The sequence below is a fragment of the Lapillicoccus jejuensis genome, assembly GCF_006715055.1.
In the GTDB taxonomy this organism is placed as follows: Bacteria; Actinomycetota; Actinomycetes; order Actinomycetales; family Dermatophilaceae; genus Lapillicoccus; species Lapillicoccus jejuensis.
The window spans coordinates 1136770-1161871 of record NZ_VFMN01000001.1 but is presented as its reverse complement, the minus strand read 5'-3'; the positions used below and the strand labels follow the sequence as shown (position 1 = coordinate 1161871).

The 25102-nt window shown below is 76.1% G+C and carries 27 protein-coding genes and 1 riboswitch; of the genes, 9 read left to right on the top strand and 18 right to left on the bottom strand.

Features of this window, described 5'->3' with window-relative positions:
• Window positions 1-100 precede the first annotated feature (100 nt).
• Window positions 101-589 (top strand): DUF4385 domain-containing protein, encoded by a 489-nt coding sequence (locus tag FB458_RS05580; protein WP_141847481.1) that lies wholly within the window; start codon window positions 101-103, stop codon window positions 587-589.
• Between the two features lie 31 nt (window positions 590-620).
• Window positions 621-1637 (top strand): DUF5914 domain-containing protein, encoded by a 1017-nt coding sequence (locus tag FB458_RS05575; protein ID WP_211355940.1) that lies wholly within the window; start codon window positions 621-623, stop codon window positions 1635-1637.
• Here FB458_RS05575 and FB458_RS05570 read toward each other — a convergent pair.
• The 5 genes from FB458_RS05570 to FB458_RS05550 are packed head-to-tail and all read right to left on the bottom strand — an operon-like array spanning window position 1598 to window position 7581.
• Window positions 1598-3220, bottom strand: a complete 1623-nt coding sequence (locus FB458_RS05570; RefSeq protein WP_141847479.1) for an FAD-dependent oxidoreductase — start codon at window positions 3218-3220, stop codon at window positions 1598-1600. The two genes, FB458_RS05575 and FB458_RS05570, sit on opposite strands and share 40 nt — an antisense overlap.
• Window positions 3217-3978: a class I SAM-dependent methyltransferase gene (locus tag FB458_RS05565; RefSeq protein ID WP_141847477.1), complete on the bottom strand. Its 762-nt coding sequence runs from the start codon at window positions 3976-3978 to the stop codon at window positions 3217-3219. Before FB458_RS05565 ends, FB458_RS05570 begins: the two co-directional genes overlap by 4 nt.
• A complete protein-coding gene (locus tag FB458_RS05560) occupies window positions 3975-4925 on the bottom strand; it encodes a phytoene/squalene synthase family protein (RefSeq protein ID WP_141847475.1) in 951 nt (316 codons plus the stop codon). The genes FB458_RS05565 and FB458_RS05560 overlap by 4 nt, the downstream gene beginning before the upstream one ends.
• Window positions 4922-6463 carry a phytoene desaturase family protein gene (crtI, locus tag FB458_RS05555; protein WP_141847473.1) on the bottom strand — a complete coding sequence of 514 codons (1542 nt, stop codon included), beginning with the start codon at window positions 6461-6463 and terminating at the stop codon, window positions 4922-4924. The genes FB458_RS05560 and crtI overlap by 4 nt, the downstream gene beginning before the upstream one ends.
• Window positions 6448-7581 carry a polyprenyl synthetase family protein gene (locus tag FB458_RS05550; RefSeq protein ID WP_141847471.1) on the bottom strand — a complete coding sequence of 378 codons (1134 nt, stop codon included), beginning with the start codon at window positions 7579-7581 and terminating at the stop codon, window positions 6448-6450. Before FB458_RS05550 ends, crtI begins: the two co-directional genes overlap by 16 nt.
• 216 nt (window positions 7582-7797) lie before the next feature.
• Window positions 7798-7877, top strand: a riboswitch (cobalamin riboswitch).
• 117 nt (window positions 7878-7994) lie between these two features.
• Between FB458_RS05550 and FB458_RS22035 the strand changes: the two genes are divergently transcribed.
• Together FB458_RS22035 and FB458_RS05540 are read left to right on the top strand one after the other, a co-directional pair.
• Window positions 7995-9095 carry a prenyltransferase/squalene oxidase repeat-containing protein gene (locus FB458_RS22035; RefSeq protein WP_211355939.1) on the top strand — a complete coding sequence of 367 codons (1101 nt, stop codon included), beginning with the start codon at window positions 7995-7997 and terminating at the stop codon, window positions 9093-9095.
• Entirely contained in the window at window positions 9092-9568 is a 477-nt protein-coding gene (locus FB458_RS05540; RefSeq protein WP_141847469.1) for a hypothetical protein, read from the top strand. Before FB458_RS22035 ends, FB458_RS05540 begins: the two co-directional genes overlap by 4 nt.
• A gap of 21 nt (window positions 9569-9589) precedes the next feature.
• Here the strand turns inward: FB458_RS05540 and FB458_RS05535 are convergent, their stop codons facing one another.
• The 6 genes from FB458_RS05535 to FB458_RS05510 all read right to left on the bottom strand — a co-directional run bounded on the left by FB458_RS05535 (window position 9590) and on the right by FB458_RS05510 (window position 16536).
• Entirely contained in the window at window positions 9590-10468 is an 879-nt protein-coding gene (locus FB458_RS05535) for an ECF transporter S component family protein (protein ID WP_246061082.1), read from the bottom strand.
• Entirely contained in the window at window positions 10459-12126 is a 1668-nt protein-coding gene (locus FB458_RS05530) for an ABC transporter ATP-binding protein (RefSeq protein WP_141847467.1), read from the bottom strand. The genes FB458_RS05535 and FB458_RS05530 overlap by 10 nt, the downstream gene beginning before the upstream one ends.
• Complete coding sequence (locus FB458_RS05525; RefSeq protein WP_211355938.1) at window positions 12123-13283, bottom strand: CbiQ family ECF transporter T component; 1161 nt, start codon at window positions 13281-13283, stop codon at window positions 12123-12125. Before FB458_RS05525 ends, FB458_RS05530 begins: the two co-directional genes overlap by 4 nt.
• 26 nt (window positions 13284-13309) lie before the next feature.
• Entirely contained in the window at window positions 13310-14320 is a 1011-nt protein-coding gene (locus FB458_RS05520; RefSeq protein ID WP_141847463.1) for a hypothetical protein, read from the bottom strand.
• Window positions 14317-15894, bottom strand: coding sequence for a prenyltransferase/squalene oxidase repeat-containing protein (locus FB458_RS05515; RefSeq protein WP_141847461.1), 1578 nt, complete (start codon window positions 15892-15894; stop codon window positions 14317-14319). Before FB458_RS05515 ends, FB458_RS05520 begins: the two co-directional genes overlap by 4 nt.
• Before the next feature lie 228 nt (window positions 15895-16122).
• The gene (locus tag FB458_RS05510) at window positions 16123-16536 is read right to left on the bottom strand and encodes a hypothetical protein (RefSeq protein WP_141847459.1); all 414 of its coding nucleotides are present in this window, start codon (window positions 16534-16536) and stop codon (window positions 16123-16125) included.
• A gap of 175 nt (window positions 16537-16711) precedes the next feature.
• Between FB458_RS05510 and FB458_RS05505 the strand changes: the two genes are divergently transcribed.
• Both FB458_RS05505 and FB458_RS05500 read left to right on the top strand, forming a co-directional pair.
• Entirely contained in the window at window positions 16712-17374 is a 663-nt protein-coding gene (locus tag FB458_RS05505) for a DNA-3-methyladenine glycosylase family protein (RefSeq protein ID WP_170185575.1), read from the top strand.
• 10 nt (window positions 17375-17384) lie between these two features.
• Window positions 17385-17846, top strand: a complete 462-nt coding sequence (locus tag FB458_RS05500) for a MaoC/PaaZ C-terminal domain-containing protein (protein ID WP_141847455.1) — start codon at window positions 17385-17387, stop codon at window positions 17844-17846.
• Window positions 17847-17969: 123 nt separating this feature from the next.
• Here the strand turns inward: FB458_RS05500 and FB458_RS05495 are convergent, their stop codons facing one another.
• Window positions 17970-18581: a 4'-phosphopantetheinyl transferase family protein gene (locus tag FB458_RS05495; RefSeq protein ID WP_141847453.1), complete on the bottom strand. Its 612-nt coding sequence runs from the start codon at window positions 18579-18581 to the stop codon at window positions 17970-17972.
• Between the two features lie 87 nt (window positions 18582-18668).
• Between FB458_RS05495 and FB458_RS05490 the strand changes: the two genes are divergently transcribed.
• Window positions 18669-19349: a nucleoside/nucleotide kinase family protein gene (locus tag FB458_RS05490; RefSeq protein ID WP_246061081.1), complete on the top strand. Its 681-nt coding sequence runs from the start codon at window positions 18669-18671 to the stop codon at window positions 19347-19349.
• A gap of 3 nt (window positions 19350-19352) precedes the next feature.
• On the opposite strand, the gene FB458_RS05485 is transcribed toward FB458_RS05490, so the two are convergent.
• The gene (locus tag FB458_RS05485; RefSeq protein WP_141847451.1) at window positions 19353-19928 is read right to left on the bottom strand and encodes a hypothetical protein; all 576 of its coding nucleotides are present in this window, start codon (window positions 19926-19928) and stop codon (window positions 19353-19355) included.
• Window positions 19929-20032: 104 nt separating this feature from the next.
• Between FB458_RS05485 and FB458_RS05480 the strand changes: the two genes are divergently transcribed.
• Window positions 20033-21676 (top strand): AMP-binding protein, encoded by a 1644-nt coding sequence (locus FB458_RS05480; RefSeq protein ID WP_141847449.1) that lies wholly within the window; start codon window positions 20033-20035, stop codon window positions 21674-21676.
• 4 nt (window positions 21677-21680) lie between these two features.
• Here the strand turns inward: FB458_RS05480 and FB458_RS05475 are convergent, their stop codons facing one another.
• From FB458_RS05475 to FB458_RS05460, 4 genes are read right to left on the bottom strand one after another with little or no spacing between them, the layout of a single operon-like run.
• Entirely contained in the window at window positions 21681-22010 is a 330-nt protein-coding gene (locus FB458_RS05475; RefSeq protein ID WP_141847447.1) for a HepT-like ribonuclease domain-containing protein, read from the bottom strand.
• Window positions 22007-22327 (bottom strand): nucleotidyltransferase family protein, encoded by a 321-nt coding sequence (locus FB458_RS05470; RefSeq protein ID WP_141847445.1) that lies wholly within the window; start codon window positions 22325-22327, stop codon window positions 22007-22009. The genes FB458_RS05475 and FB458_RS05470 overlap by 4 nt, the downstream gene beginning before the upstream one ends.
• Window positions 22328-22336: 9 nt before the next feature.
• Window positions 22337-22942 (bottom strand): GNAT family N-acetyltransferase, encoded by a 606-nt coding sequence (locus FB458_RS05465; RefSeq protein ID WP_141847443.1) that lies wholly within the window; start codon window positions 22940-22942, stop codon window positions 22337-22339.
• A gap of 52 nt (window positions 22943-22994) precedes the next feature.
• Window positions 22995-23750, bottom strand: coding sequence for a RecA family protein (locus FB458_RS05460; protein WP_141847440.1), 756 nt, complete (start codon window positions 23748-23750; stop codon window positions 22995-22997).
• Between the two features lie 53 nt (window positions 23751-23803).
• Here FB458_RS05460 and FB458_RS05455 point away from each other — a divergent pair, with 53 nt between their 5' ends.
• Complete coding sequence (locus tag FB458_RS05455; RefSeq protein WP_141847438.1) at window positions 23804-24445, top strand: hypothetical protein; 642 nt, start codon at window positions 23804-23806, stop codon at window positions 24443-24445.
• 51 nt (window positions 24446-24496) lie between these two features.
• On the opposite strand, the gene FB458_RS05450 is transcribed toward FB458_RS05455, so the two are convergent.
• Window positions 24497-25093: a GNAT family N-acetyltransferase gene (locus tag FB458_RS05450; RefSeq protein WP_141847436.1), complete on the bottom strand. Its 597-nt coding sequence runs from the start codon at window positions 25091-25093 to the stop codon at window positions 24497-24499.
• Window positions 25094-25102: the final 9 nt, after the last annotated feature.

Below are 25102 nucleotides of genomic sequence, written 5' to 3'. Positions count from 1 at the left end.
GGGCCGAGCCGACCGGGTGGGGGAGGGGAGGGCCGACTCCGCCGGGGTCATCGGCCGTCGCCGGGGGGACGTGAGGGGAACGAGGGGCGAGGATGGGCCCGTGGGAGGCGAGGGGGCGGGCGGCGGCGGAGCCGGCGACGCGCGCGCCCGCCCCGAGACCTACCGGGTCGGCCGCGGCGAGCAGGGGGTGCTCACCGTCGAGCCGTACAAGAGCGAGCTGCTGCCGCTGTGGCGCTTCCGCACGCCGGACGTGGCCCGCACCTCGGCCGACGCGCTGCGCGCGGCCTTCGACACCTACCTCGCGGACGGCGACCTGGTCGGAGCCGACATGGCCCGCAAGTTCCTCCAGATGGGCTTCACCCGCGCCCGGCGCTACGCGAACCACCCCGGTGGGCGCAAGTACGACGGCCCGGTGCCGGCCGGCCGGCGCGGCGTCAGCGGGGCGCACGGCCGGGCCGAGCTGCCCCGTGGCCCGCAGGACGAGACCAAGGCCGAGTCGGCCCGGATCTTCAAGGAGCAGTGGGACGGCGTCGAGCAGGTCGAGGCCTACACGACCTGGCGCGCCGAGCACCGTCGTACGCACGGGTGAGGGCCTGAGGCCCGTCGCGTAGCGTGGAGGCATGGCCCTGTGGCGCACCGACCTGCAGCGGGAGGCGCGCGAGCGCATCCCCGTCCGCCTCATGCCCCAGACCCCGCCGGACCGGCTCGAGGGCACGTGGCGCGACGCGAAGCCGTCGCGGATCGACGCGGCCGTCGCCGTCGCGATGTCGCGGCCGACCCACGGCTGGCTCGTCGCCGGCGCGTCCGAGGAGGTCCGCGCGGGGCGCACGCTCGTGCGCACCCTCGCCGGCCGCGAGGTCGTGCTGTGGCGCGACGAGGACGGCTCGCTGCTCGCCGGCCCCGGGCACTGCCCGCACCTCGGCGCGCTGCTGGCGGACTGCGACGTCGTGCGCGGCGAGGTCCTGTGCCGCTGGCACGGCATGCCGCTCGGCAAGGACACCCGCCCGCGGTGGGCGACCTACACGGCGCACGACGACGGCGTGCTCGTCTGGGTGCGCGTCGGCCCGCTCGAGGAGGGCGCCGAGCCGACCGAGCGCCCCGTCGTCGCGGCCCGCCCGGAGGCAGCGAGCGCCCTCTCGTCGGTCGTCTCGCTCGTGGCCCGCTGCGAGCCGCGCGACATCGTCGCCAACCGGCTCGACCCCTGGCACGGCGCCTGGCTGCACCCCTACGCGTTCAGCGACCTCAGCGTGGACGACGAGGCGTCGAGCGACGAGCTGCTCGTCCTCGACGTCGCCTACCGGCTCGGGAAGCGCTTCGCGGTGCCCGTCCGCGCCGAGTTCGCCTGCCCCGACTCGCACACGGTCGTCATGACGATCACCGGGGGCGAGGGCGAGGGCAGCGTCGTCGAGACGCACGCGACGCCGGTGACCGCGCCCGGGACGCACCGGGCGACGACGGTGATGACCGAGGCGGTCGTCGCGACCTCCGGCCGGCGCGGCTTCCAGGTCGCCCGCGCCCTCGCGCCGCTCGTCCGTCCGGGGATGAAGGCCTCGCAGCGCCAGCTGTGGGCCGACGACCTCGAGTACGCCGCCCGGCGCTACCTGCTGCGCCGGCGCGAGGCCGCGGCCCGCGACTGAGAGCCGAGGACCCGTCGCGCGGCCCGCACCCCGCGGCGGGCGGGGCCGGTGACCCCGCGCAGCGGTGACGCCATCGGCACCGACCACACGCCGTGGCCGGTCAGGCCCCAGCCGGTGAGCAGGAGGTCGGCCGCCTGCACCCCGGTCGTCGCCGCGCGCTCCATCAGCGCGACCGGCAGGTCGCAGCGCACGGCGTCGCCGGCGAGGACGACCCGCGGGTCGGGGGTCGCGACGCCGGGGCGCGAGCCCCAGTCCTCGGTGCCGACGAGGACGCAGTCGGCCTTCACCAGCCACTCCTCGTGGACGGCCGTGAGGTCGCGCGTCTCCGGGTAGACGGCGTGCAGGGCGGCCAGCAGGTCGCGGCGCACCTGCGGCTCGTCGTACCCCGCGGGGAGGGCGTAGGCGTGGACCTCGACGACGGAGCCGCCGTGCTCGCGCGACCACGTCGTGGCGTGGTCCTCGAAGCGCTCGAGGACGGAGACGTTGTCGAGCGGGCCGAAGCCGCTCGTGCCGAGGAACGGCGGGCGGTCCCCGCGCACGGGCCCGTCGAGCCAGAGCCGCCCGACGGCGAAGGCGGGGGCCGAGCGGACGCCGCCGACCCGGGCCCGCCAGTCCGCGTCGCCGAGGGCCGGCGACGCGGCGACGACGTCGCGCAGCGACGGCGGGTCGAGGGCGAGCACGACGGCGTCGGCCTCGAGGGTCTCCTCCCCCACGTGCACCCGGAGGCCGCCGTCGTCGCCCTCGGTGACGCCGGTGACGCTCGCGCCGACGCGCACCCGCCCGCCCTGCTCGTGCAGGTAGCGGCCGAGCGGCGCCCAGAGGGTGCGGTCGTAGTCGTCGCGGGGGACGTCGAAGAGCAGGCCCTCGGCGGAGCCGACGAAGTAGAGGTGGAACATCGCCAGCAGCTCGGCGCCGGAGAACTCCTTCGGGTCGGCGAAGAAGCTGCGTGCGAACACCTCGAGGGCGAGGTCGCGCGCGCCGGCGGGGAAGCGCAGCCGGTCGAGGACCTCCGACGCGCTCACCCCGTCGAGGTCGTGGAAGGAGCGCGGGAACTCCAGGTCGAGCAGGCCGAGGGCCTGGTCGAGGTCGACCCGGGCGAGGTCGGCGGCGGTGAAGCTGGGGCTGCGGGCGACGAACGCGGCGAGGTTGAGCGGGGGCGTGCGAGGGATGCCGGCGAACGAGTCGCCGGGGCCGTCGGCGCGGGCCAGCGGGTAGTCCTCCAGCGGTCGGAGCGCGGACAGCGTGGGGTCGGCGCGGCGCAGCAGCGCGCGCAGGTTGTAGTACTGGCGGAAGAACGCGTGGAAGCCGCGGCTCATCCGCGACGCCGACCCGTCGGGCAGGGTGATGTCCCAGGAACGGACCCGCCCACCGAGCTGCGCCTCGCGCTCGAGCACCGTCACGTCGACCCCGCGCTCGGCGAGCGCGACGGCGGCGGAGATGCCGGCGATGCCCCCGCCGACGACGACGACCCGCCGTGCGGCGTCCTGCCCCTCGGCCGGGTGAGCGGGCGGCGGGGCCGGGTGGAAGACGGCGCGCGGGTCCCGTCCCGGGCGGTACGTCGCCCGGTGGCGGAGCGGGCTCACAGCGGCCGGCGGCCGACGACGGTGTGCACGACGTGCCGCTGCCAGCCCGGGAACGAGCGGTGGCGCACGTCGACGAGCCCGACGTCCTGCAGCCGCCGGCAGATGGTCGCGACGGAGTCGAAGTCGCGCACGCTGGTGTAGAGGTAGCGGTGCAGCGGCACGTCGGAGCGCTTGACCGCGGCGAGCGGGATGATCACGCCGTGGCAGACGGCGGCCCACACCGCCCGGGCCCGCCGGTTGCCGGCGACCGAGTAGTCGTGGACGACGAACGGCGCCCCCGGCGCCAGCACCCGCGCCACCTCGGCGACGAGCTCGGCCCGGTCGGGGACGTTGCGCAGCAGGTAGGCGCCGAGCACGCCGTCGACCGAGCCGTCCGGCAGGTCGCGCAGGAAGCCGACGGCGTCCTGCACGACGAACGACGTCGTCGCCGGCCAGGGCTTGTCGTGGGCCTCGCCGACCATGCCGGCGGAGGCGTCGACCCCGGTGACCCGCAGCGGTCGTCCGGGGTGGCGCGACGCCCAGGCCCGTTGCAGCGCCTGCGTGCTCGCGCCCGAGCCGCAGCCGAGGTCGAGCACGTGCGGTGCGTCGTCCACCCGGGTCGAGCCGGCGGTCACGGCGGCCGAGCCCATGGCGTCGACGAGCGCGAGCCCCGCGGTACGCAGCTGGTGGTGGTAGCCCGGGGAGAGCGCGACCATGGCGTCGTAGGTGGGCGCGGCCCGGTCGAACGCGTCGGCCAGCACCCAGTCCTGCGTGGTCACGTGGTCTGCTCCTCGGGGTCGGTGGTCAGGGGTGAGGTGACGGGGAGCGAGCGGGCGGCCCTGTCGCGCCGCACGATCCGCTCGGGGTCGCGGGCGACCAGCATCCGCGCCGCCAGCGACGCCTTGGTCGGGGTGGGCACCCGGGCGCGGCCGGAGAAGACGTCGTAGTCGACCGCCTCGATCCGCTCGAGGATCCGGGCGTAGAGCACCCGCGCGGTCGCGACGCAGCGGCGCGAGCCGGACGGCAGCGCGGCCAAGCCGTCGTCCGCCTCGCGGTAGAGGTCGCGGTTGCGGGCGATCTCGAAGGCCATCAACGCCTTCCACTCCGGCGTCGCGGTGCGCGCCCACGGGTCGGCCCCGAAGCGGCGCAGGTCCTCCTGCGGGACGTAGACCCGGCCGCGGTCGAGGTCCTCGGCGACGTCGCGCAGGAAGTTGGTGAGCTGGAACGCGAGACCGAGCGCGCGGGCCGGCTGCGTGGCCTCGGTGTCCGGCCGGAGCACCGGCAGCATCATCTCGCCGATGACCGCGGCGCTGCCGTCCATGTAGCCGAGCAGGTCGGCCCACGTCTCGTACTCGCCGCACGTGAGGTCGCGGCGCATCGCGTCGAAGAACCGCGTGAAGGCCTCGTCGGGGATGCGGCACTCGCGCACCGACGCCGCGACGGCGGCCAGCACCGGGTCGTCCGAGGTGCCCTCGTCGACCGCCGCGCGGAAGCGGCGCTCGAAGGCGTCCAGCGCCGCAGCCCGCTCGTGCGGCTCCTGCCCGGCGGCCTCGTCGACGAGGTCGTCGGCCAGCCGCGCGAGCGCGTAGACGGCGAAGACGTGCCGGCGCTGGGCGGCCGGCAGCAGCCGCGCCCCCCAGTAGTACGTCGTCCCGTGGCGCTTGGTCAGGCCGGCGCACGTGGCGTAACCGGACTCGAGGTGGGCCGGCGGGGCGAGGGTGCTCACCGCGCCCCCACGCTCGCCGCACGGTCGTCCGGGGCGGCCGGGCGCGGCGCCGGCGCGGCCGGGCCGGCGTACTGGCGCACCCGCTCGGCGGCGAGCCGGCCGCTGACGAGGACCATCGGGACCCCGACGCCGGGGGTCGTCCCCGACCCGGCGAAGACCAGGCCCGGCACCCGCTTGTCGATGTTGTGCGGCCGGAACGGCCCCGACTGGCGGAACGTGTGGGCCAGGGCGAACGGCGTCCCCAGGTGCATCCCGGCGTCCTGCCAGTCGTCGGGGGTGACGAGCTGCTCCTGCTCGATGTCCGTCGGGTAGCCCTTCTCCTCCAGGAAGGCGAGCAGCCGCTCGCGCATCGGGCCCGCCTCGCGCGACCAGTCGAGCGACGACCCGCGGTGCGGCACCGGCTCGAGGACGTAGAGCGTCGAGCAGCCCTCGGGGGCGGCGGTCGGGTCGGTCACCGACGGGACCGTGACGAGCCGCGACGGGTCGGGCATCAGCTCCTGGCGGTCGATGAGCGCCTCGAAGGCCTCGTCCCACTGCGCGCCGAAGTGGATGTTGTGGTGCCCGGTCCCGGCCGGGACGCGGCCCCGGACGCCGACGTGCCAGACGACCGCGGACGGCGAGTAGTCGCCGCGGCGGACGGTGCGCCGGGCGGGGACGGTGGGCAGGAGCCGGGCGTAGGCGACCGGCAGGTCGACCGTGCAGACGACCGCGTCGGCGGCGACCCGCGTGCCGTCGGCGAGCGCGACCCCGGCCACGGCGCCGTCGCCGCGCCGCAGCACCTCGGTGACCTCGACGCCGCACTCGACCGCGACGCCCGCATCGCGCAGCGCCTGCGCCATCCCGCGCGGGATGGTGTGCATGCCGCCCTCGGGGTAGAAGACGCCGCGGACGGTGTCCATGTAGGTGATGACGGCGAAGACGGCGCGCGCGGCGGCGGGGGCGACACCGGCGTAGAGGGCCTGGAAGCCGAAGATCTTCTCCAGCCGGTCGTCCTCGAAGAAGGACCCGACCCGCGGTCCGAGCGCCCGCAGCCCGCCGAGCCGCAGCAGCCGCAGGGCGGTCAGGGGTGAGCGCACGAGGTCGAGCGGGCTGTCGATGTTGCGGTCGATGAAGGTGTCCATCTCGACGTCGTAGAGCGCCTGGAGCCAGTCGAGGAAGCGGTCGAAGCCCGCGGCGTCCCGGTCACCGCTCAGCCGGCGGATCTCCTCGCGCAGGTCACCCATGTCGCCCCGGACGAGCAGCTGCGAGCCGTCGGCGTAGTGCGCGTGGTAGGCCGGGTCGAGCCGGCGCATCGGCACGAGCGCCTCGCCGTCGGCGCCGATCGCGGCCAGCGGGCGGTGCAGCAGCTCGGGCATCGTCATGACGACCGGCCCGGTGTCGAAGCGGTACCCGCCGCGCTCGATCACCCCGGCGCGGCCGCCGACGATGGGGTCGCGCTCGAGGACGGTCACCTCGTGGCCGTCGGCGCGCAGGTGGCAAGCGGCGGCGAGACCGGACAGCCCGGCTCCGACGACGACGACGTTCAACGGGTCCTCCACGCGACGAGATCGAGGGCGGAGCGCAGGGTGGCGTGCGTGCCGTCGGGGCCGCACAGGTCGGTGAGGTCGTCGGCGGCGCGGGCGACGAGCTCCGTGACCTGCGCCTCGGCGCGCTCGCGCACCCCCGCGTCCTCCATGGCGCGGCGGAGCCGGCGCACCCCGACCTCGTCGAGCTCGCCGGCGTCGCACGCGTCGAGCAGGTGGTGCTCGTGGGCGGGGACCATCTCGCGGGCCCAGACCAGCAGCACGGTCGCCTTGCCGCACGAGAGGTCCTCGCCGGCGGGCTTGCCGGTGCGCGCGGGGTCGCCCCAGACGCCGAGGACGTCGTCGCGCAGCGCGAAGACGTCGCCGACGAGGTCGCCCCAGCGGCCCAGGGCCTCCAGCTGCTCGGCATCGGCGCCGGCGACCGCGGCACCGAGCTGCAGCGGCCGGGTGATCGTGTAGCGGCCGCTCTTGAGCCGGGCCATCCGCCGCGAGGTGGCGACGTCGCGGCGGCGCGAGGCGGTGTGGGTGATGTCGAGCAGCTGCCCCTCGACGAGCTCGGTCGCCATCACCCGCCAGGTCTCGGTGACCGCGCCGCCGACCGAGGCCGCCAGCAGGGTCGCCTCGCTGAGCGCGAGGTCGGCGACGAGGACGGCGACGCTGTCGCCGAAGAGCACGGGGTCGCCCAGCCCCCCGGCCGCCCGGTGGCGCCGGGCGGCCTCGACGTGCAGCGTGGGGCGGCCGCGGCGCTCGGCGCTGCGGTCCATGACGTCGTCCTGCGCGAGGGCGAAGAGCTGCAGCAGCTCGAGCGCGGCGGCCACGTCGACGAGCTCGGGGAAGGTGTCCTCGTCCCCGCCGGCGACCTCCCAGCCGCAGCGCGCGAAGAGCGGGCGCAGCCGCTTGCCGTGGTGGCGCAGCCGCGTGCCCAGCTCCTCCACGACGTCGACCCGCAGGTCGTCGCCCGCCCCACCCTCGGGCAGGGCGTCCGGGCCGGCGTCGGCCCCCGCGACGCGATCGAGGATGAGCGCGACCTGCGAGAGCTGTTCCTCCAGCGCGCGGTCCACCGCCCCGACGTAGTCGGCCGCCGGTCCCACGAGCAGGGCGAGGGGGTCGGTCTGCACCGGGTCTGACGTCATGCCTGGGCCACGTGTCCTCTCGCGAGGGCTGGAGCGCCACGGTGTGTGAAGCACCCGCCGGGGCGGCAGGAGGGCCGCACGGTCGACTCATCGTAGGCAGAGCGGCAGCGGTTCCGCTCCCCAGGACGGGTCCGGACGGGTCCGCGACCCGCGCTCGACCCACCCGCGTTGACCCGGCCGGGCGTCGTGCCCCAGACTGCGACACGGTTCGTCGTGGGGGAAGCCGGTGGGACTCCGGCACTGACCCGCAACGGTGTGCCCCGGCCGGAGACGGTCGCGGGCGAGTCCGGATGCCCGCGCCGCTCCTCCAGCGTCACCACCACCCCCGTCGAGGTCTGCGGGGCGGGTGCCCCGTGCGGTCCCGTGGGTGGACCGGACCCGGCCCCGCCGTCTCGGGCCCGGAAAGGCCCCCCGTGCCCCTCACCACCCGCACCACCCGGCGCCCGCTCGCGGCGGGCGCCCTCGCCGCCCTCGTGGCCGGCACCCTGGGCGCCGCGCTCGCGGCCCCCGCCTCCGCCGCGTCGCCCGGCGCGCCCGGCACGTCGGCGTCCCCCGCCGCCGGGCTCGCCATCGCCGGCCGCGCCTCCGCGGCCGCCACCTGGGTCGGTCACCAGCTCGTCGACGGCGACCACCTCGTCGTCTCCTTCGGCGGCACCGACTACCCCGACCAGGGCCTCACCGCCGACGCCGTGCTCGCCTTCGCCGCGAGCGGCACGAACGCGGCCCCCGCCGCGCGGGCCTGGGGCTGGCTGAGCACCCCCGACAACGTCGCCGCCTACACCGGCGACGGCACGACCGAGGCGTACGCCGGCGCGACCGCGAAGCTCGCGCTCACCGCCGAGGTCCGCCACGTCGACCCGACCGCCGTCGGCGGTCGCGACCTCGTCGCCCAGCTGCGCGGGCTGCTCGCCCCCAGCGGCCGGTTCACCGACCGCTCGCAGTACGGCGACTTCAGCAACTCCTTCGGGCAGTCCTACGCCCTGCTCGCGCTGGCCCGCACCGCGAAGGGCGCCCCCGGCAGCGCCGTCTCCTTCCTCGCCGGCGCGCGCTGCGCCGACGGCGGCTACCCCTCGTCCTTCGGCGCCACCACCTGCACGAGCGACCCGGACGCGACCGCGCTCGCCGTCCAGGCCCTCGCCGCCACCGGCCGGTCGACGGCCGCCGCGGCGGGCATGCGCTGGCTCGTCGCCCACCAGGGCGCCGACGGCGGGTTCGCGGCCGCCGGTGGGCCGGAGAACGCCAACACCACCGGCCTGGCGGCGCAGGCGCTCGCGGGCGCCGGCCGCGGCGGCGCCGCGAACAAGGCCCGCGCCTGGCTCAGGACGGTCCAGGTGACCTGCTCCGGGCCCGCCGACGAGCGCGGCGCCCTCGCCTACGACGCCACGGGCTTCGACGCCGGTACGGCGACCCGCGCCACCGTCCAGGGCATCCTCGGCCTCGCCGGCGTGCCCTTCGGCCACCTCGACGCCGCGTCGCAGCGCGCCGCCGAGCCGACCTTCGCGTGCGCGTCGTGAGCACCCGGACGCGGCGCGGCCGCCGTCGTCTGGCCGGGCTGGTCGCCGGGACCAGCCTGGTCGCCGGCCTCGCCGTCGCGGTCCCGGCCGCGCCGGCCGAGGCGGCCTGGGCCTGCTCGGGCGTCACCGTCGTCGTCGACTTCACCGCCTTCGGCGGCGGCGTGCAGAAGAAGTGCGACACCGCGCACCCGACGACCGGGCTCAAGGCCCTCCAGGACGTCGGCTACACGCTGACCGGGACCCAGCGCTACGGGCTGGCGTTCGTCTGCCGGATCAACAACAAGCCGAGCAAGGCGCAGGACCCCTGCGTCGTCACGCCCCCGGCGAACGCCTACTGGTCCTACTGGAAGGCCCCGCACAAGGGGGCCTGGAGCTACAGCAGCCAGGGCGCCGGCAGCTCGGTCCCGACCCCCGGCACGGTCGAGGGCTGGGCCTTCGGGGCGGGCACCGCCCCGAGCATCAAGGCCCCCTGACCTCGTCCGAGGACGGGCTCGTCAGGGGGTGGGGGTCCGGCCGCCGGGGGGCGGCCGGAACTCCACCGGCGGGCGGAACGCCGCCCGGCGCGCGGCCCGGCGCAGCACCGCGAGCAGCGCCGGGCCGGTGACGAGCACGAGGACGAGGTTGGTCAGGGCCCGGCCGGTGTCCCAGCCGAGGGACGTCGTCGCGTCGAAGACGAGGTAGCGCCGCCACAGCTCGGCGAACGGCAGCCCGGCCTGGTAGGCGATGCCGCTGCCGGGGTCGAGCGAGAACGGCCAGAATGACAGGTTGAGCAGGAAGCCGTAGAGGTAGGCCGAGAGGGCGCCGTACGCCCCCAGCATGAGCAGCTCGACCTTCCCGCGGGCGCGGGGCAGCAGCCCGGCGCCCATGGCCACCCAGGCGCTGCCGAACATCTGGTACGGCAGCCAGGGACCCACCCCGCCGGTGAGCAGCGCGGACGCGAAGAGCGACGTGCAGCCGAGGGCGAAGCCGAAGCCGGGGCCGAAGACCCGGCCGGCGAGGACGAGGACGAAGAACACCGTCTCGATCCCGGCCGTGCCGGCGCCGAGGGGCCGCAGGCCGGCCTCGACGGCCGACAGCACCCCGAGCATGGCCAGCGCCTTGGCGTCGATGCCGCCGTCGGCGACCGCGGCGAAGACGACGGCGAGGACGAGCAGCAGCAGCACGCCGAACATCAGCGGCGCGACCGCGCCCGAGCCGGCGCGGCCGGGGGCGACGAGGAACGGCCAGCAGAAGGCGACGACCCCGAGCAGGGTCGCGAGACCCAGCGCGAGGGCGGAGGTGCGGCCGAGCCGCACCGCGTGGACGTCGTCGCGCCCGGGTCGCCGTACGGCGTCGTGCGGGGCCTTGGGTGCGCGGGGCAGGGTCAGCGCCACGACGACCCCCGGTCCGCGGCCGCGGGGTCCGGTGCGGCGTCGTCGCCGAGCTCGGCGCGGACCTGCGCGACGGTGAGGTAGCGCGACGGCGCGAGGACCTTGGCCACCTGCGGGGCGAAGGACGGCGAGGCGGTGAGGACGTCCTGGGCGGGGCCCTGCGCGACGACGTCGCCCTCGGCGAGGACGACGACGCGGTCGCAGGTCGTCGCGGCGAACTCGACGTCGTGGGTGGCGAGGACGACGGCGCGGCCCTGCGCGGCCAGGTCGCGCAGCACCCGCGAGAGCGCCGCCTTGGCGCGGTAGTCCAGCCCCCGGGTCGGCTCGTCGAGCAGCAGGACGGCGGGGCCGGCGGACAGCTGGACGGCGAGGACGAGGGCCAGCTGCTGACCGGCGGACAGGTCGCGCGGGTGCGCGTCGTCGGCCAGCCCGGGGAGGATCGCGTCGAGCACCTCGCGGGCGGGTCGGCCGCCCTCGGCGGCGTCGCGGTCGGCGCGGGCCAGCTCGGCGCCCACGGTGTCGAGGTAGAGCAGGTCGGTCGGGGTCTGCGGGACGAGCGCGACGAGGCGTCGCGCGGCGGCGGGGGACCGGGTGGCCGGGTCCGCCCCGTCCGGGCCGGCGGCGACGCTGCCGCCCGCCCGCTTGCGCGCGCCGGCCAGGGCCCACAGCAGCGAGGACTTGCCCGAGCCGTTGCGGCCCATGAGGCCGGTGACGACGCCGGCGGGCGCGTCGACGTCGACCCCGCGGACGGCGAGCAGGTCGCCGTACCGGACCGTGACGCCGCGGGCGGCGAGACCGCCGTCGCGGGGGGCCCCGGGCCGCTCGGGCACCGCTGGCACGCCGGCCACGGGCGCCAGCCGGGGGCGCAGGGCCGTCGCGCGACGCCGGGCGTCGCGCACCGAGAGCGGCACGGGGGACCAGCCGGCGAGCCGCCCGAGCTCGACGACAGGTGGGACGAGGTGCACGAGCGGCAGGACGTCGGCCGGGGCGCCGTGCACGACGCCGCCCTCGCCGCCGACGTGGACGAGCGAGTCGGCGTACGGCAGGACGCGCTCGAGGCGGTGCTCGACGACGAGGACGGTGATCCCGAGGTCGTGCACGAGCCGGGTGAGGGCGGCGAGGACGTCCTCGGCGCCGACCGGGTCGAGCGAGGAGGTCGGCTCGTCGAGGACGAGGACCCGCGGGTGGGCGGTGAGGGCGGCGCCGATGGCGACCCGCTGCTGCTGCCCGCCGGACAGGTCGGCGAGCGGGCGGTGGCGCAGGTCGGCGAGACCGAGCACGTCGAGCACCTCCTCGACGCGGGCGCGCATGGCCTCGGGCGGCACCGCGAGCTGCTCCATCGTGTAGGCCAGCTCCTCCTCCACCGTGTCGGTGACGAACCCGGCGAGGGGGTCCTGCCCGACGACCCCGACGACGTCGGCCAGCTCGCGCGGCGGGTGGTCGGCCGTGTCGCGCCCGGCCACCCGGACCCGGCCCTCGAGCAGCCCGCCGGTGAAGTGGGGGACGAGGCCGGTGACCGCGCCGAGCAGGGTGCTCTTCCCGCTGCCGGTCGGGCCGATGACGAGGCACAGCTCGCCCTCGTCGACGGTCAGGTCGACCCCGCGCAGCACCGGCCGGTCGGCGTCGGGGTAGGTGACGCTCACGCCCGTCAGCTCGATCATGCGGCCACCTCCGCCCGGTCGGCCGCCGGCGCGGGTCGGGCCGAGGGGGTGGTGGCCGCGGGGACCGGCGCGGCGAACCCCGCCGCCGCGGCGAGCAGGAGGGCCCCGAGGGCGACGTACGACGCCCCGCCGAGGACGTCCGCGGCGGCCCCGGCCCCGGGGGCGAAGGGGTCGTAGGTCGGCAGGACGAGCGAGACGGCGGCGACGAGCACGCCGCCGGCCGCGACGACGCTCTCCGGCCAGCGCCACGGGTCGGGCCGGTAGCGGGTGCGGCTGACCCGGCGGCCGCCGAGCGCGAGCCCGGCGACGCTGGCGGCGACCCCCGCGCCGACCCCGACGCCCGCGAGCGCCCGCGGGGTCGTCGGGTCGAGCAGCGCGTAGACGCCGACGCACAGCGCGAGCAGCCCGCCGAGGAGCAGCGCGCGGGCGGCGCGGCGGGTGGCGGGGGTCGCCGTGCCGGACCGGCCGTAGCCGCGCGAGTCCATGCCGGCGGCGAGGCGCAGCGAGCGGTCGAGGGCGTCGTGCAGGGTCGGGACGGCGATGGCGCGCAGCGCCGACAGCCCGCGCTCGGAGCCGCCGCGCAGCCGCTGCGCCCGCCGGATCCGCTGGACCGACTCGACGAGCTGCGGCGCCGCGGAGACCGCGACCGTCGTCGCCGCGCCGAGCTCGTAGAGCGCGCCGGGCAGCAGCTGCAGGACCCGCCGCGGGTTGGCCAGGGCGTTGGCGGCGCCGAGGCAGGCGATGAGGGTGGCCAGCCGCAGCCCGTCGAGCGCGGCCGACGTCACGGCCTCGAGGGTGACGGCGCCGCCGACCTGGACGCCGGCGAACCAGCCCGGCAGCGGCAGCTGCGGCAGGTGGAGCAGGACGGTGTCGTCGGCGGCGGCCGGCCCGGGGAAGACGACCCGGAAGACGATCCGCAGGCCGACGACGAGCAGGCCGACGTAGAGGTAGTAGCGCAGCGCGCGGGCCCACGGCGCGTCGGCCCGGCGGGCGGAGACGACGAGCCCGAGCACGGCGAGCGTGAGCAGCAGGACGACCGGGTCCGCGGTGCGGCTCGCCGCCGTCGCCAGCCCGACCGCCCACACCCACCAGGCGAGGGGGTGCAGGGCGCGCGGCAGCCGGGCGGGCGCGAGGGACGCTCTGGACGGTGGGGACACGGTCGCCAGCATGCTCCGGTGGGCGATCAGGCGTCCGTACGGCGTCGCCGGCGGGCGACGGCGAGAGCCGCGCCACCGACGAGCAGCACGACGACGAGCCCGGCGAGCGCCGGTCCGGTCGAGGCGAGGTCGGGGCCGGACGACGCGGCCGGGCGGCCCGACGCGTCGACCATCGGCGGGGCGCTCGTCGCGCCGGACGCGCTGCCGGTCGGGGCGCCGGCCGTGGTGCTGCCGGTCGGCCTGGTGGCCGGGGTGGTGGTGGCCGGGGTCGGGGCGGACGACGAGGTCGGGGCGGAGGACCGCGCGGCCCCCGCGGGCGGGGTGCTCGACGGGGGCCCGCCCGCCGCCGAGGGGGCCGGGGCGCCGGCGGCTCCCGGGGTCGCCGTACGGGCGGGGGTCGAGCCGCCGCCGGACGCACCGGAGCCGCCGGACGACCCCGAGCCGCCGGACGACCCCGAGCCGCCGGAGCCGCCCGGGGCGCCCGAGCCGGTCGCGCCGGCGCGCACCTGCGCCGGGGTGACCCTCGGCTGGCCGCTGCCGCCGGAGCCGCTGGTGTCGGTCGAGCCGAAGGTCCACAGGTCGGCGCTGCCGGCCTCGGGGCTGGTGCTCATCGCGCCCCGCGTCGCGTAGCTCCACGTCGTCGCGCCGGGGGCGGCGTGCCAGTAGGACCAGTACGCGCTGGACGGTGGGGTGAGGACGCACGCGTCCTGCGCCGCCGTCGGGTAGGCCGCGCCGCCGGCGTAGGACGTGGAGGCGATCCGGCAGACGAACCCGGGGCCGTCGTGGCGGGTGCCCGTGGTGCTGAACCCGCCCTGGTTGACCAGCTGGTAGCCCGTCGTCGGGACGGTGCCGCAGCCGCGGACGACCGGGCCGCCCCAGTGCCCGAAGTCGACGGCGACGACGGCGTCGGCGCTCGTGCAGGCGCTCATCGCGACCGACCCCGCGGGGACGGTCGCCCCGGTCGCGGTGCCGGCCGGGGCGAGGGCGGCGGCGGTGACGAGACCGGCGGCGGCCAGCAGCCGCGCGAGCCGGGTCACCGGTGCGCCCCGGGGTGGCGGGCCGGCGTGGGCCGCCCGCGCAGGGTGCGGACGAGGACGACGCCGAAGCCGACCGCCACGGCGAGGACGACCCACCACAGCGGGTTGACCCCGCCGGTGGTGGCCGAGGTGCGCTGCGTCGACGGGCCCCCGGCGGTCGGCGGCGGGGTGGAGCCGGCGCCCGACGCGGTCGCGGTGCCCGACGCGGACGACGGCGACGACGGGGACGGCGTGGACGGCGACGACGAGGACGGCGACGACGTGGACGGCGTGGACGTCGCCGAGGCCGCCGGGGTGGGCGAGGAGGACCCGGTGCCCGGGGCGCCCGGGCCGACGCCCGAGCCGAGGGCCGGACCCGTGCGGGGACCGACGGCCCCGCCGCCGCTCCCGCTGCCGCCCGCGCCAGCGGGGACCGGGGCGGGGGTGCTCGGACGCGGGGCGGGGGACGTCGGTCGGGGGCCGGTCGGGCGGGGCGTCGGCGTGCCGGTCGGGGGCGGCGACCCGCCGGCGCCGGCGCCGGGCAGCGTCGTCGCCAGCCGCAGCGTCCCGAACGACGTGCCGACGGCGCCGCCCAGGGCCTGCGCCGAGGCGCGCACGTCGGACGCGGTCTCCGTCGTGGAGATGCCGAAGCCGCCGTCGGCGTTCTGGTGGGCGCCGAGGAAGGCGCGGACCCGGGCCAGGGTGGCGCCGTACGTGCTCGGGCGCAGCGCCAGCCCCTGCGCGGCGAGGCCGGCGGTGTTGAGCGAGGAGCCCGAGGTGCCGGCGAAGCCGCCGTCGGCGCCCTGCCGGGAGGCGACCCACGCGACGGCGCGGTCGACGGCGGCTGAGTGGCCCGGGACGAGGTCGAGCGCCATGGCGGCCATGGCCGTGCTGTCGACGTCCTGGTCGCCGCTGCTGGGCAGCAGGCTGGGGAACGACCCGTCGGCCGCCTGGAGACCGGCGAGGTAGGCGAGGGGGCGGGTGGCGTCCTGCCCGGCCCGGGTCTGCGCGACGACGCCGAGGGCCTGGCTGAAGACCGAGGTGGCGTAGCGGTAGTTGCCGCGCGCGGCGCAGCCGTTGGCGTCCGGCTTGCGGCACACCGTCTCGGCGAGGTTGGTCAGCAGGTCGAGCCCGCCGACGGACGCGGGGTCGTGGCCGACGACCTGCTCGAGGACGACGGCCTTGGCGATCGAGCCGCCGGAGCGGTAGTCCGGACGGACGCCTGCGGCGTGGTCGGTGATGCCGGTCCAGCTGCCGAGCGACTGGCCGTTGGGGTCGGTCCCGTGCTCGACGAAGGCGACGACGTCGGCGAGGGCGCTCTGGTCGCGCCCGGTCGCGGCGAGCGCGAGACCGGTGTCGATGGTCAGGCCCAGGTCGGCCTGGCCGAAGCCGGCGGCGTACCGGCCGGTGACCCCGGGGGCGCCGGTGAGCTGACCGGCCAGGTAGTCCGACCCGCGCTGCAGGTCCACCGCCCCGGCGGCCCGGGCTCCCGGCGCCGTCCCGACGAGGCCGGCGGCGGCGACCACCAGCCCGGAGGCGACGGCGAGCGCACCGGTGAGCAGACCGGACGGGCGGACGAGGAGGCGGTGCGGCACGGGGGACCCGGCACTTCCTGGTTGGGGGCCCGTGGCGCGAGTCCCGCGGCCCACCGACGCGTCCGCCGGAACCGGTGAACCCGCGACGCAGACCACGACGACGCTGGAGCTCGCCCCGGCCAGGTGGTCCGGCTCGCCCTCCGGTCCCGACGGGGTCGGGCCACAGGCCTACGGTTGCGGGTCAGCGCCGGACTTCGACCGGCTTTCCCTGATGTCGCTGGAGCCCGGTCATTCGACCACCCGGCCCGCGGGGGAGTCAACCTGGGTCACCGAGAGCAGCGCGCGGGGAACGCCGCCCAGCCGCTTGCGGTAGCGCACGCCGTCGGCGTGGCCGGCCATGACCGACCACAGCGCCGCGTGCGCCGCCCACGGCAGCGGCTCCCGGCCGTCGTCCCAGGTGCCGCCGAAGCCCACCCACACCGGCACCCACCCCCACGCGCAGTCCCACGCCCCGCGGGCGGCGACGACCAGCCGGCGGCGCACCTGCACGGCGCGGCGCTCCCCGTCGACGACCCCGGGGGCCGTCGCGACCGGCCACAGCCACAGGTCGTGGGTGGCCAGCTGCAGCTCGAGGTCGGGCAGCAGCCCCGGGGCGACGAGGGCGGTCGCGACGTTGCGGTGCGGCAGGCGGTGCGGTCCCAACGGTCCTCCTCGGGCGGGTCGGCGGGTCGGGCGGGGTCGGCGGGTCGGGCGGGGTCGGCGGGTGGTCGGGCCGACGCTAACCCCGTGCACCGACAGCCGGAAGGGGCCGCTCGGCCGACCTCGCACCGGCCGACCCGCCGGGACGCCGGGCGCGGGGGCGTCGTACGGTCACGGCGTGCGGCAGGAGGACTTCGAGGCGGCCCTCGCCGGGCTGACGGCGACCGACGAGCACCTCGCCGCGCTCGTGGCGACGTACGGCGTCCCGCAGGTGTGGACCCGTCCGCCGGGTTTCCCCGCGCTCGTGCTGCTCGTGCTCGAGCAGCAGGTGTCGCTGGCCTCGGGCGCGGCGACGTACCGCAAGGTGCGGGCGCGGATCGGGACGATGCGGCCCGAGCCGCTGCTGGCGACGACGAGCGAGCAGCTGCGCGAGGACGGGGTGTCCCGCCAGAAGGACCGCTACCTGCGGGCGCTCGCCGACGCGGTCGCCACCGGTGCCCTCGACCTCGACGCGCTCGCGCACCTCGACGACGACGCCGTGCGCGAGCGGCTCGTCGCGCTGCCCGGGATCGGGCGGTGGACGGCCGACACCTACCTGCTCGCCTCGCTCGCCCGACCCGACGTGTGGCCGGTCGGCGACCGCGCCCTGCAGGTCGCCGTCGCCGAGGCGCTCGACCTGCCGCAGGTGCCGGACCAGCGCGAGCTGGACGAGATCGGCGAGCGCTGGCGGCCGCAGCGGGCGTCGGCCGCGCGCATGCTGTGGCACGGCTACCTCGAGCGGCGCGGCCGGGTGGAGACCCCGGTGGACCTGCTCCTCGAGGGCCCGGACTCGCCGCTGTAGCGTCGGCGGCGTGAGCGACACGGGGACGGGCGGGGTCCGGTGGGCCGAGGACGTCGAGGTCGGCGCGGTCGTCGACCTCGGGTCCTACACGGTGACCCGGGAGGAGATCCTCGACTTCGCCGGCCACTGGGACCCGCAGGTCTTCCACCTCGACGAGCAGGTCGCCGCGGCCGGCCACTTCGGGGAGCTCATCGCCAGCGGCATCCACACCCTGGCCGTCTACCAGCGGCTCTCGGTCCTCGGGGCCTATACCGGCTGGGCCGTGCTCGCCGGCCGTCGGCTGCGCTCGGTCGAGTTCCTCGCCCCGGTGACGGCGGGGACGACGCTGTACGGCGAGCTCACCGTCACCGACGTCGACCTCTCCCGCCCCGGGCGCTCCCTCGCGGTCACCCGCGGGCGCCTGCACGACGGGGAGCGCGACGTCCTCACCGTCGAGCTCGAGGCCTACCTGCGGCGGCGACCGACCACCTGACCCCGGCGGCCGATGGTGCGCCGTCCGGTCCTCCCGGCAGCCTCGAGTCCGATTCGTCCCTCCGGCCCGGGGGCGGACCGGACCGCCTGCTGTCGTGGGGACCGCCGTACGGCGACCCGGAGGTCAGCGGCGCCGACCCGTCCGCTCCGGCGCGACCACGTCGACCCGGGGCGCGACCCGGGCCAGCACGGTCACGGCCGCGGTGTGGGTGTCGAGGACGGCGACGTCGGTGACCCAGAGCCCGCCCGGCTCCAGCCCGGGCGGCGGGACGTCGACCCGGGGCGGCTCGTGCGCGGGGCCGACCGCGACCCGGCGCGGGTCGAGGTGCAGGCCGGTGCCGGCCGCCTTGAGGACCGACTCCTTGCGCACCCAGGTCGTGGCGCGGGCGCGGGGGTCGGCGACGCGGTCCTCGGTGGGGTGCAGGGCCACGGTGGCGAAGCCCGCGAAGGCGAACCGGGCCGACTCGTCGACGTCGACGCCGACCGGCCCGACGCTCGAGACTGCGACGGCCGCCAGGCCCGGCGCGCGGGCGACGCTGAGGTGCAGCCCGCGCCGGGCGGGCTGGTTCAGCACGGGCCGGCCGTGCTCGGTGGAGCCGCAGGCGGGGCAGCGGTGCCCGATGTCGAGCCGGGCCGCGGCCACGCCGAGGCGGCGCGCGACGGCGCGCCGGAGGAGGGTGTGGGCCGTGTCGGGGTCCCCGTCGTCCTGGACCCACCAGACCGTCACGTCGGTCACGTCGTCATTGCACCATCGGGCCGACGGTCGCGGAGGGGAGATCGCGACGAGGTCGGCCGATCGTCCGAGGGGCGGCAGAATACGTCCGTGCCCGAGCCCGCGACCGGCCCCGTGAGCGCCCCGGTCGGTGTGCCGCAGGCGCTGGTCGAGCGGGCCCTGGCGCTCGCCGCCGCCCCCGGTGAGCCGCCGGCCGTCCTCGGCCTCACCGGCGCCCCGGGGGCCGGCAAGACGACGCTCGCCGAGGGTCTGCTGCGGGCGCTCGCCGACCACCCCGCGCTCGGTCCCGCCGCGGTCGCGCACCTGCCGATGGACGGCTTCCACCTCGCCGACGCGCAGCTGGACCGGCTCGGGCGGCGTGACCGCAAGGGGGCCCCCGACACCTTCGACGTCGACGGCTACGCCGCCACCCTCGCGCGCGTGCGGGGTCTTCCCCGGTGCGACGTCTTCGCGCCGGGCTTCGAGCGGGACCTCGAGCAGCCGCTGGCCGCCGCGCTCGTCGTGCCGGCGGGCGCGCGGCTCGTCGTCACCGAGGGCAACTACCTGCTGCTGCCCGAGCCCGGTTGGCTCGCCGTGCGCCGGCACCTCACGCAGGTCTGGTACGTCGACCTGCCCGACCGGGTGCGCCTGGCCCGGCTCGTGCACCGGCACGAGGTCTTCGGCAAGGAGCCGGACGCGGCGGCCGCCTGGGCGCACGGCCCCGACCAGGTCAACGCGCGGCTCGTGGCCTCGACCCGGGAGCTGGCCGACCTCGTCGTCCCGGGCCTGTGACCCTCAGGGGGTCGTGAAGACCGTGGGCGTGGCCTGGGGGCCGGGACCCATCGGGCGGACCGCGTGCACGGACCGGACGGTGAGCAGCGTGCCCTGCTGGCAGTACGACGCCATCCCGGGATCGACCGTGCCGGTCACCGCGACCCGCGTGCCCGCCGTGAGCAGGGCCTGCTCGGCCTGCGGCAGCGACTCGGTGCCGGTCAGGACGTAGGGCCCGACGAGCAGGCAGCGCGGCTCGACACCCTGGGTCACCGTGCCGACCACCGACGCCGGGCCGGAGCGGACCGGCATGACCGGGTCGGTCGGGTCGCCGCTCGGCGGGGTGACGGTGGCGGTGGGCGTCGACGTACCGGTGGACGAGGTGCTGGCGCTGGACGTGGTCGTCGTCGGTGTCGTCGTCCCGGCGGTCGGTGTCGCGGCGCTCGTGGTGGAGCCGCCGGAGGTCGGGCCGCCGGAGGCGACGACGACCGAGCCGCAGCCGGCGAGGACGAGGGCGGCGAGGACGGTGAGGGCGCCGCCGAGCGCCGAGGAGGTGACGCGGGCGCGGCGGGCGGACGAGGGGGTGCGGGTCGGGCGCATACCCCCAGGACACCACCCGGCGGTGCGATCGTTCCCTTGCGGGCACGCCGTACGGCGTAGTGGACTGCCCTCAGCAGCGTCGCCCACCGTCCGGAAGGCCACCGATGTCCGACACCACCGCGTCCACCGCGCCCTCGCAGACCGCCGGCGAGACCGACGTCCCGCTCCTCGAGACGACGATCGGCGACAGCTTCGACGCGACGGTCGCGCGGTTCGGGGACCGCGAGGCTCTCGTCGACGTCGCGCAGGGGGCGCGGTGGACCTACGCCGAGCTGGCGAGCGAGGTCGACCGGCTGGCCCGCGCCTTCGTCGGGGCCGGCATCGTCCAGGGCGACCGGGTCGGGATCTGGGCGCCGAACTGCGCCGAGTGGACGATGGTCCAGTACGCCACCGCGAAGGTCGGCATCATCCTGGTCAACATCAACCCGGCCTACCGCACCCACGAGCTGGAGTACGTCCTGCGCCAGGCCGGCATCCGGATGGTCGTGGCCGCACCGAGCTTCAAGACCAGCGACTACGCGGCGATGCTCGAGGAGGTCCGGCCGCAGCTCGACGGCCTCGAGCAGGTCGTCCTCATCGGTACCGAGTCGTGGGAGGCGTTGCTGGACAAGGCCGCCGACGTGTCGAGCGAGCGGCTCGCGCAGATCCAGGGCGGGCTGGACCGGCACGACGCGATCAACATCCAGTACACGTCCGGTACGACCGGCTTCCCCAAGGGCGCCACCCTGAGCCACCGCAACATCCTCAACAACGGCTACTTCGTCGGCGAGCTGTGCGGCTACTCGGAGGTCGACCGGGTCTGCATCCCGGTGCCCTTCTACCACTGCTTCGGGATGGTCATGGGCAACCTCGCGTGCACGACGCACGGCGCGGCGATGGTCATCCCGGCGCCGGGCTTCGACCCCGCCGCGACGCTGCGCGCGGTCCAGGACGAGCGCTGCACCTCGCTGTACGGCGTCCCCACGATGTTCATCGCCGAGTGGGCACTGCCGGACTTCACGTCGTACGACGTCTCGTCGCTGCGGACCGGGATCATGGCCGGCTCACCGTGCCCCGCCGAGATGATGAAGAAGGTCATGGCCGCCGGCATCGACGAGATGTCGATCGCCTACGGCATGACCGAGACCTCGCCCGTGTCGCTGCAGACGCGGGTCGACGACTCCTTCGAGCGCAAGGTCGGCACCGTCGGCCGGGTCGGCCCGCACCTGCAGGTCAAGGTCGTCGACCCGGCCAGCGGTGAGGTGCTGCCGCGCGGGCAGGCCGGCGAGCTCGCCACGAAGGGCTACTCGGTGATGCTGGGCTATTGGGAGGAGCCGGCGAAGACGGCCGAGGTGCTGCGCGACGGGTGGATGCACACCGGGGACATCGCGGTGATGGACGAGGCCGGCTACGTGCAGATCACCGGCCGGATCAAGGACATGGTCATCCGCGGCGGCGAGAACGTCTACCCGCGCGAGATCGAGGAGTTCCTCTACACGCACCCGGACATCCTCGACGCCCAGGTCATCGGGGTGCCCGACGAGAAGTACGGCGAGGAGCTGTGCGCGTGGGTGCGGATGCGCCCCGGCGCCGAGCCGGTGACGGCCGAGTCGGTCCGCGCGTTCGCCACGGGCAAGCTCGCGCACTACAAGATCCCGCGCTACGTGATGATCGTCGACGAGTTCCCGATGACCGTCACCGGCAAGGTGCGCAAGGTCGAGATGCGCGAGAAGACCGTCGCCGGTCTCGGCCTGGCACCGACGACCTGAGCTCTCACTCCTTCGTGTAGTCGCGGAGGGCCCGCTTGAGCTCCCCCAGCTCCTTCTCCACCAGCGCGACGATCAGGTCGTGGTCGACACGGAAGTACTCGTGCACCACGACGTTCCGTAGTCCGGAGATGGACGACCAGGGGATCGTCGGCATGGCGCTCCTGACCTCCTCCGGGAGCGACCTGACCGCCTCTCCGATGACGGCGAGGTTGCGGAGGATCGCGTCGTAGGCCATTGTGCCGATCTCGGACGAGCGCACGCGAGGCGCGTACTCCTCACATCGATCCACGGCATCGAGGATGTCGCCGATCCGGTCGTCGACGGTTCGACTCACACCGAGATCGCATCCGACATCGCCGTCGCGGACACGGTCTCACGCAGGAGGGTGGGTGCGACGACATCGACCCCGGTTCCGAGGAGATCGCCCAACTCCTCGGTCAGCCCCGCGACGCGGAGCAGCTCGTTGTCGGCCGACGGGGAGAGGTCGACCATGAGGTCGATGTCGCTCTGGTGCGTGGCCGTGCCGCGAGCCACCGACCCGAAAAGTCGCAGGTTCGTGGCTCCGTACCGCCGCAGGACGACCTCGATCTCGTCGCGGCGTTCGGCGATGCGCGCCCTCAGCGCCTCGCTCGTCGTCGGGTCCGTCGTCACTCTCCCAGGTTAGCCATCAGTGATCGCAGTCGCGCCGAGCCGGTGCCGTACGACGCGGCGCCGCAGCGTCGGGGACGCCTCGACCTGGTAGCCGGCGGCGAGGAAGACCTGGAGCAGGCCGACCGAGGCCTCGTCCCAGATGACGACCTTCCCCGGCGGCGGCTCGGTCGGGTAGCCCTCCATCACCTGCGCGCCCACCTGCCGGCCGTACTCGACGGTCGCGTCGGCGAGCTCGTACATCAGCCCCTGCCGGCGGAACGGCTTGCGCACGACGAAGCACGTCACCGACCACACCCCCGGCAGGTCCGGGTCCATCCGCATCCACGCCTTCTGCCGCGCCCAGATCCGCGGGTAGCCCTCGCGCGGCTCTACCGCGACCCACCCGGCGGGCTCGCCGTCGACGTACCCGACGAGGCCCGACGTGGGCCCGGCCGTGCCGCACCCGGTCTGCTCGACGAGCGAGGCCTCGCGCTCCTCCTGGGTGGTGTCGCGCCAGATCCACCCCGGCGCCTTGAGCGCCTGGCACCGGCACCTCGCCGCGCCACCCGCCTCGAAGACGGCGTCGACGTCCTCGCGGCTCGTCTCGTTGGCCGGTCGCCAGGTGAACTCGGGCATGCCGCGAGGTTAGGGCGCGGCGGCGTCGTACGGGGCCTGGGCGGAACGCCGCTCAGGTCGGTTGGAGTCGCGCGACGCCTGTGTGGCTGAAGGAGAGTCGGTGAACCGCCCGCCGACCTCCCCGCACCTCGACCTCCACCAACTCCACGTCGTCCCCGCCTCCACCCAGCCGAAGGTGCACGTCGGCCACGTCGTCGAACACATCACCGTCCGGCCCCCGGTCCGTAGTGCCGGCTGCCGCCCCCCGATCGACCGCAGCTGATCGCCCCGTGATGATGAGGGTGGTGGACGACCTTCTGGCGCACTCGCGTAGCCGCCGTCCGACGTCCGAGAGTGATGTCGTCCGGACCCAGTGGGACGTCGTCATCTCGTCGAGACAGTCCACGACGACGACGTCGTACGTGGACTCGAACCAGGCGGGGTGCGCCGGCGAGTCGGGGAGCGGCATCCAGGAGGCCACATCCAGCGTTCTCGGTCCGTCGCCGCCGAGGTCGTGCCCCGTCGCGTCGATCACCGGCAGCAGACGTCGAGTTGGCAAGTGTCCGTTGACGATGCACACCGAGGCGTCACGCCCGATCCCGAGCGCCAGCCGGACCGCGAGCCGGCTGACGCCCGCTCGGGGCGGACCTGCGAGCGCGAGGATCTCCCCTGGTGACACACCCCCGCCCATCACCTCGTCGAGCGGGACGATGCCGGTCGGTCGCTGCCCGACGGACGCGTCGGGCAGCAGCCCGTCGACCGGCCAGGTGCCCCCGCCGGGAACCATCGCCACGGCCTGGCTCCACGATCTGGCCGGGGCGCGCGTCATGCGGCGACGATGACATCGCCCACCGACAAGTGTCTTTGCTCTACGTTCTCGGCATGAGCGACGGAACTGTGCCCGATCCGCAGGACGTCGACATCCTCATGACGTACGTGACCGAAACGGTGGGTACGAACCCCCAGGGTTGGCCCGGGGGGTGGCCCGACGAGATCGAGGCGGCGGTCATCGACACCGTGTTCTCGATCCGTGCGAGGTACGGCGACCGGGGCCGGGGAACCGGTGTGATCGGCGTGGTCGATCGGTGGCGCAGCCATCGAGGCGGGACGGCGGACGATCTGGACGTCTTGGCCCGGGATGATCCGCAGAGCGTGCGGTCGGTGCTGAGGAACGATGCGAAGGTCGCGGGCCGTCCCAAGGCCGACGTCGTCCAGGACGTCGCTCGCAGCTTCACCGCGATGGGGATCCGACATGCCGAAGACCTACGACGCGACCCGGTCGCTGCCAAACAGGCCTACCTGAGCGTTCACGGGTGTGGCCCCGTCACCTGGGCCTACCTGCGCATGCTCTGCGACCTCGATGATGTGAAGGCGGACACCTGGGTGGTGCGGTTCGTCCGTGACAAGGTGCCAGGCGCACCCCCGTCAGAGGCTTCGCGACTGGTCAAGGCCGTCGCCTCCACCCTGGGGGTCGACGCGTACCGTCTCGATCACGCGATCTGGGCGTACCGACGGGGAGTGTGACCGGAGCCCCACTGCCTGAGACGTGGTGATGACCTGGCCGCGGGTGCGTGCTCATACGGTCATCCGCATGACGCAGTTCTTCTCGCCCTTGGGGCGGTCGTAGGTGAACCCGACGCGCTCGAACATCTCGCGGGTCCCGTTGTAGAGGAACGAGGCCGACATCCGCGCGCCGCGCAGGTCGTGCGGGTAACCCTCGACGACACCGCCTCCGGCGGCGGCGATGAGCTCGACGGCGCCGCGCAGCGCTCGCTCGGAGACGCCCTGGCCGCGGTAGGCGGTGTCGGTGACCAGGCACGTGACCCGGTAGTCCGGCGGCGTGGTCGTCGTCGCGTCCGTCTCCTTGCGGTGCCGGATCCGCGGCAGCTCCTCGGGCGAGCCGTACTCCGCCCACGCGATCGCGGTCTCCCCGTCGTAGACGAGGGCGGCGTGGGCGACGCCGTCCCGGACCAGCCGGTCCTTGAGCGCCCGGTTACCCTCGGCGCTCACCCCGCGCTCGGCGCAGTCGGGGTGGAACCACGTGCAGTAGCAGGAGGCGAACATCCCGCCGCTGCGCTCGACGAGCCCCGCGAAGTCGGGGAACGTCTCGGGGGTCAGCGGCCGGACCGACAGCTCCTCGAGGTCGACGGTGACCTTCGCGCGTCTCGCCATGACCGGCAC

Excerpts from the sequence above, each read along its gene's own strand:
- FB458_RS05460 (WP_141847440.1), bottom strand. The coding sequence starts at position 23,750 with ATGACGCGCGCCCCGGCCAGATCGTGGAGCCAGGCCGTGGCGATGGTT.
- FB458_RS05550 (WP_141847471.1), bottom strand. The coding sequence starts at position 7,581 with ATGACGTCAGACCCGGTGCAGACCGACCCCCTCGCCCTGCTCGTGGGA.
- FB458_RS05465 (WP_141847443.1), bottom strand. The coding sequence starts at position 22,942 with ATGCCCGAGTTCACCTGGCGACCGGCCAACGAGACGAGCCGCGAGGAC.
- FB458_RS05575 (WP_211355940.1), top strand. The coding sequence starts at position 621 with ATGGCCCTGTGGCGCACCGACCTGCAGCGGGAGGCGCGCGAGCGCATC.
- FB458_RS05455 (WP_141847438.1), top strand. The coding sequence starts at position 23,804 with ATGAGCGACGGAACTGTGCCCGATCCGCAGGACGTCGACATCCTCATG.
- FB458_RS05450 (WP_141847436.1), bottom strand. The coding sequence starts at position 25,093 with ATGGCGAGACGCGCGAAGGTCACCGTCGACCTCGAGGAGCTGTCGGTC.
- FB458_RS05480 (WP_141847449.1), top strand. The coding sequence starts at position 20,033 with ATGTCCGACACCACCGCGTCCACCGCGCCCTCGCAGACCGCCGGCGAG.
- FB458_RS05485 (WP_141847451.1), bottom strand. The coding sequence starts at position 19,928 with ATGCGCCCGACCCGCACCCCCTCGTCCGCCCGCCGCGCCCGCGTCACC.
- FB458_RS05530 (WP_141847467.1), bottom strand. The coding sequence starts at position 12,126 with ATGATCGAGCTGACGGGCGTGAGCGTCACCTACCCCGACGCCGACCGG.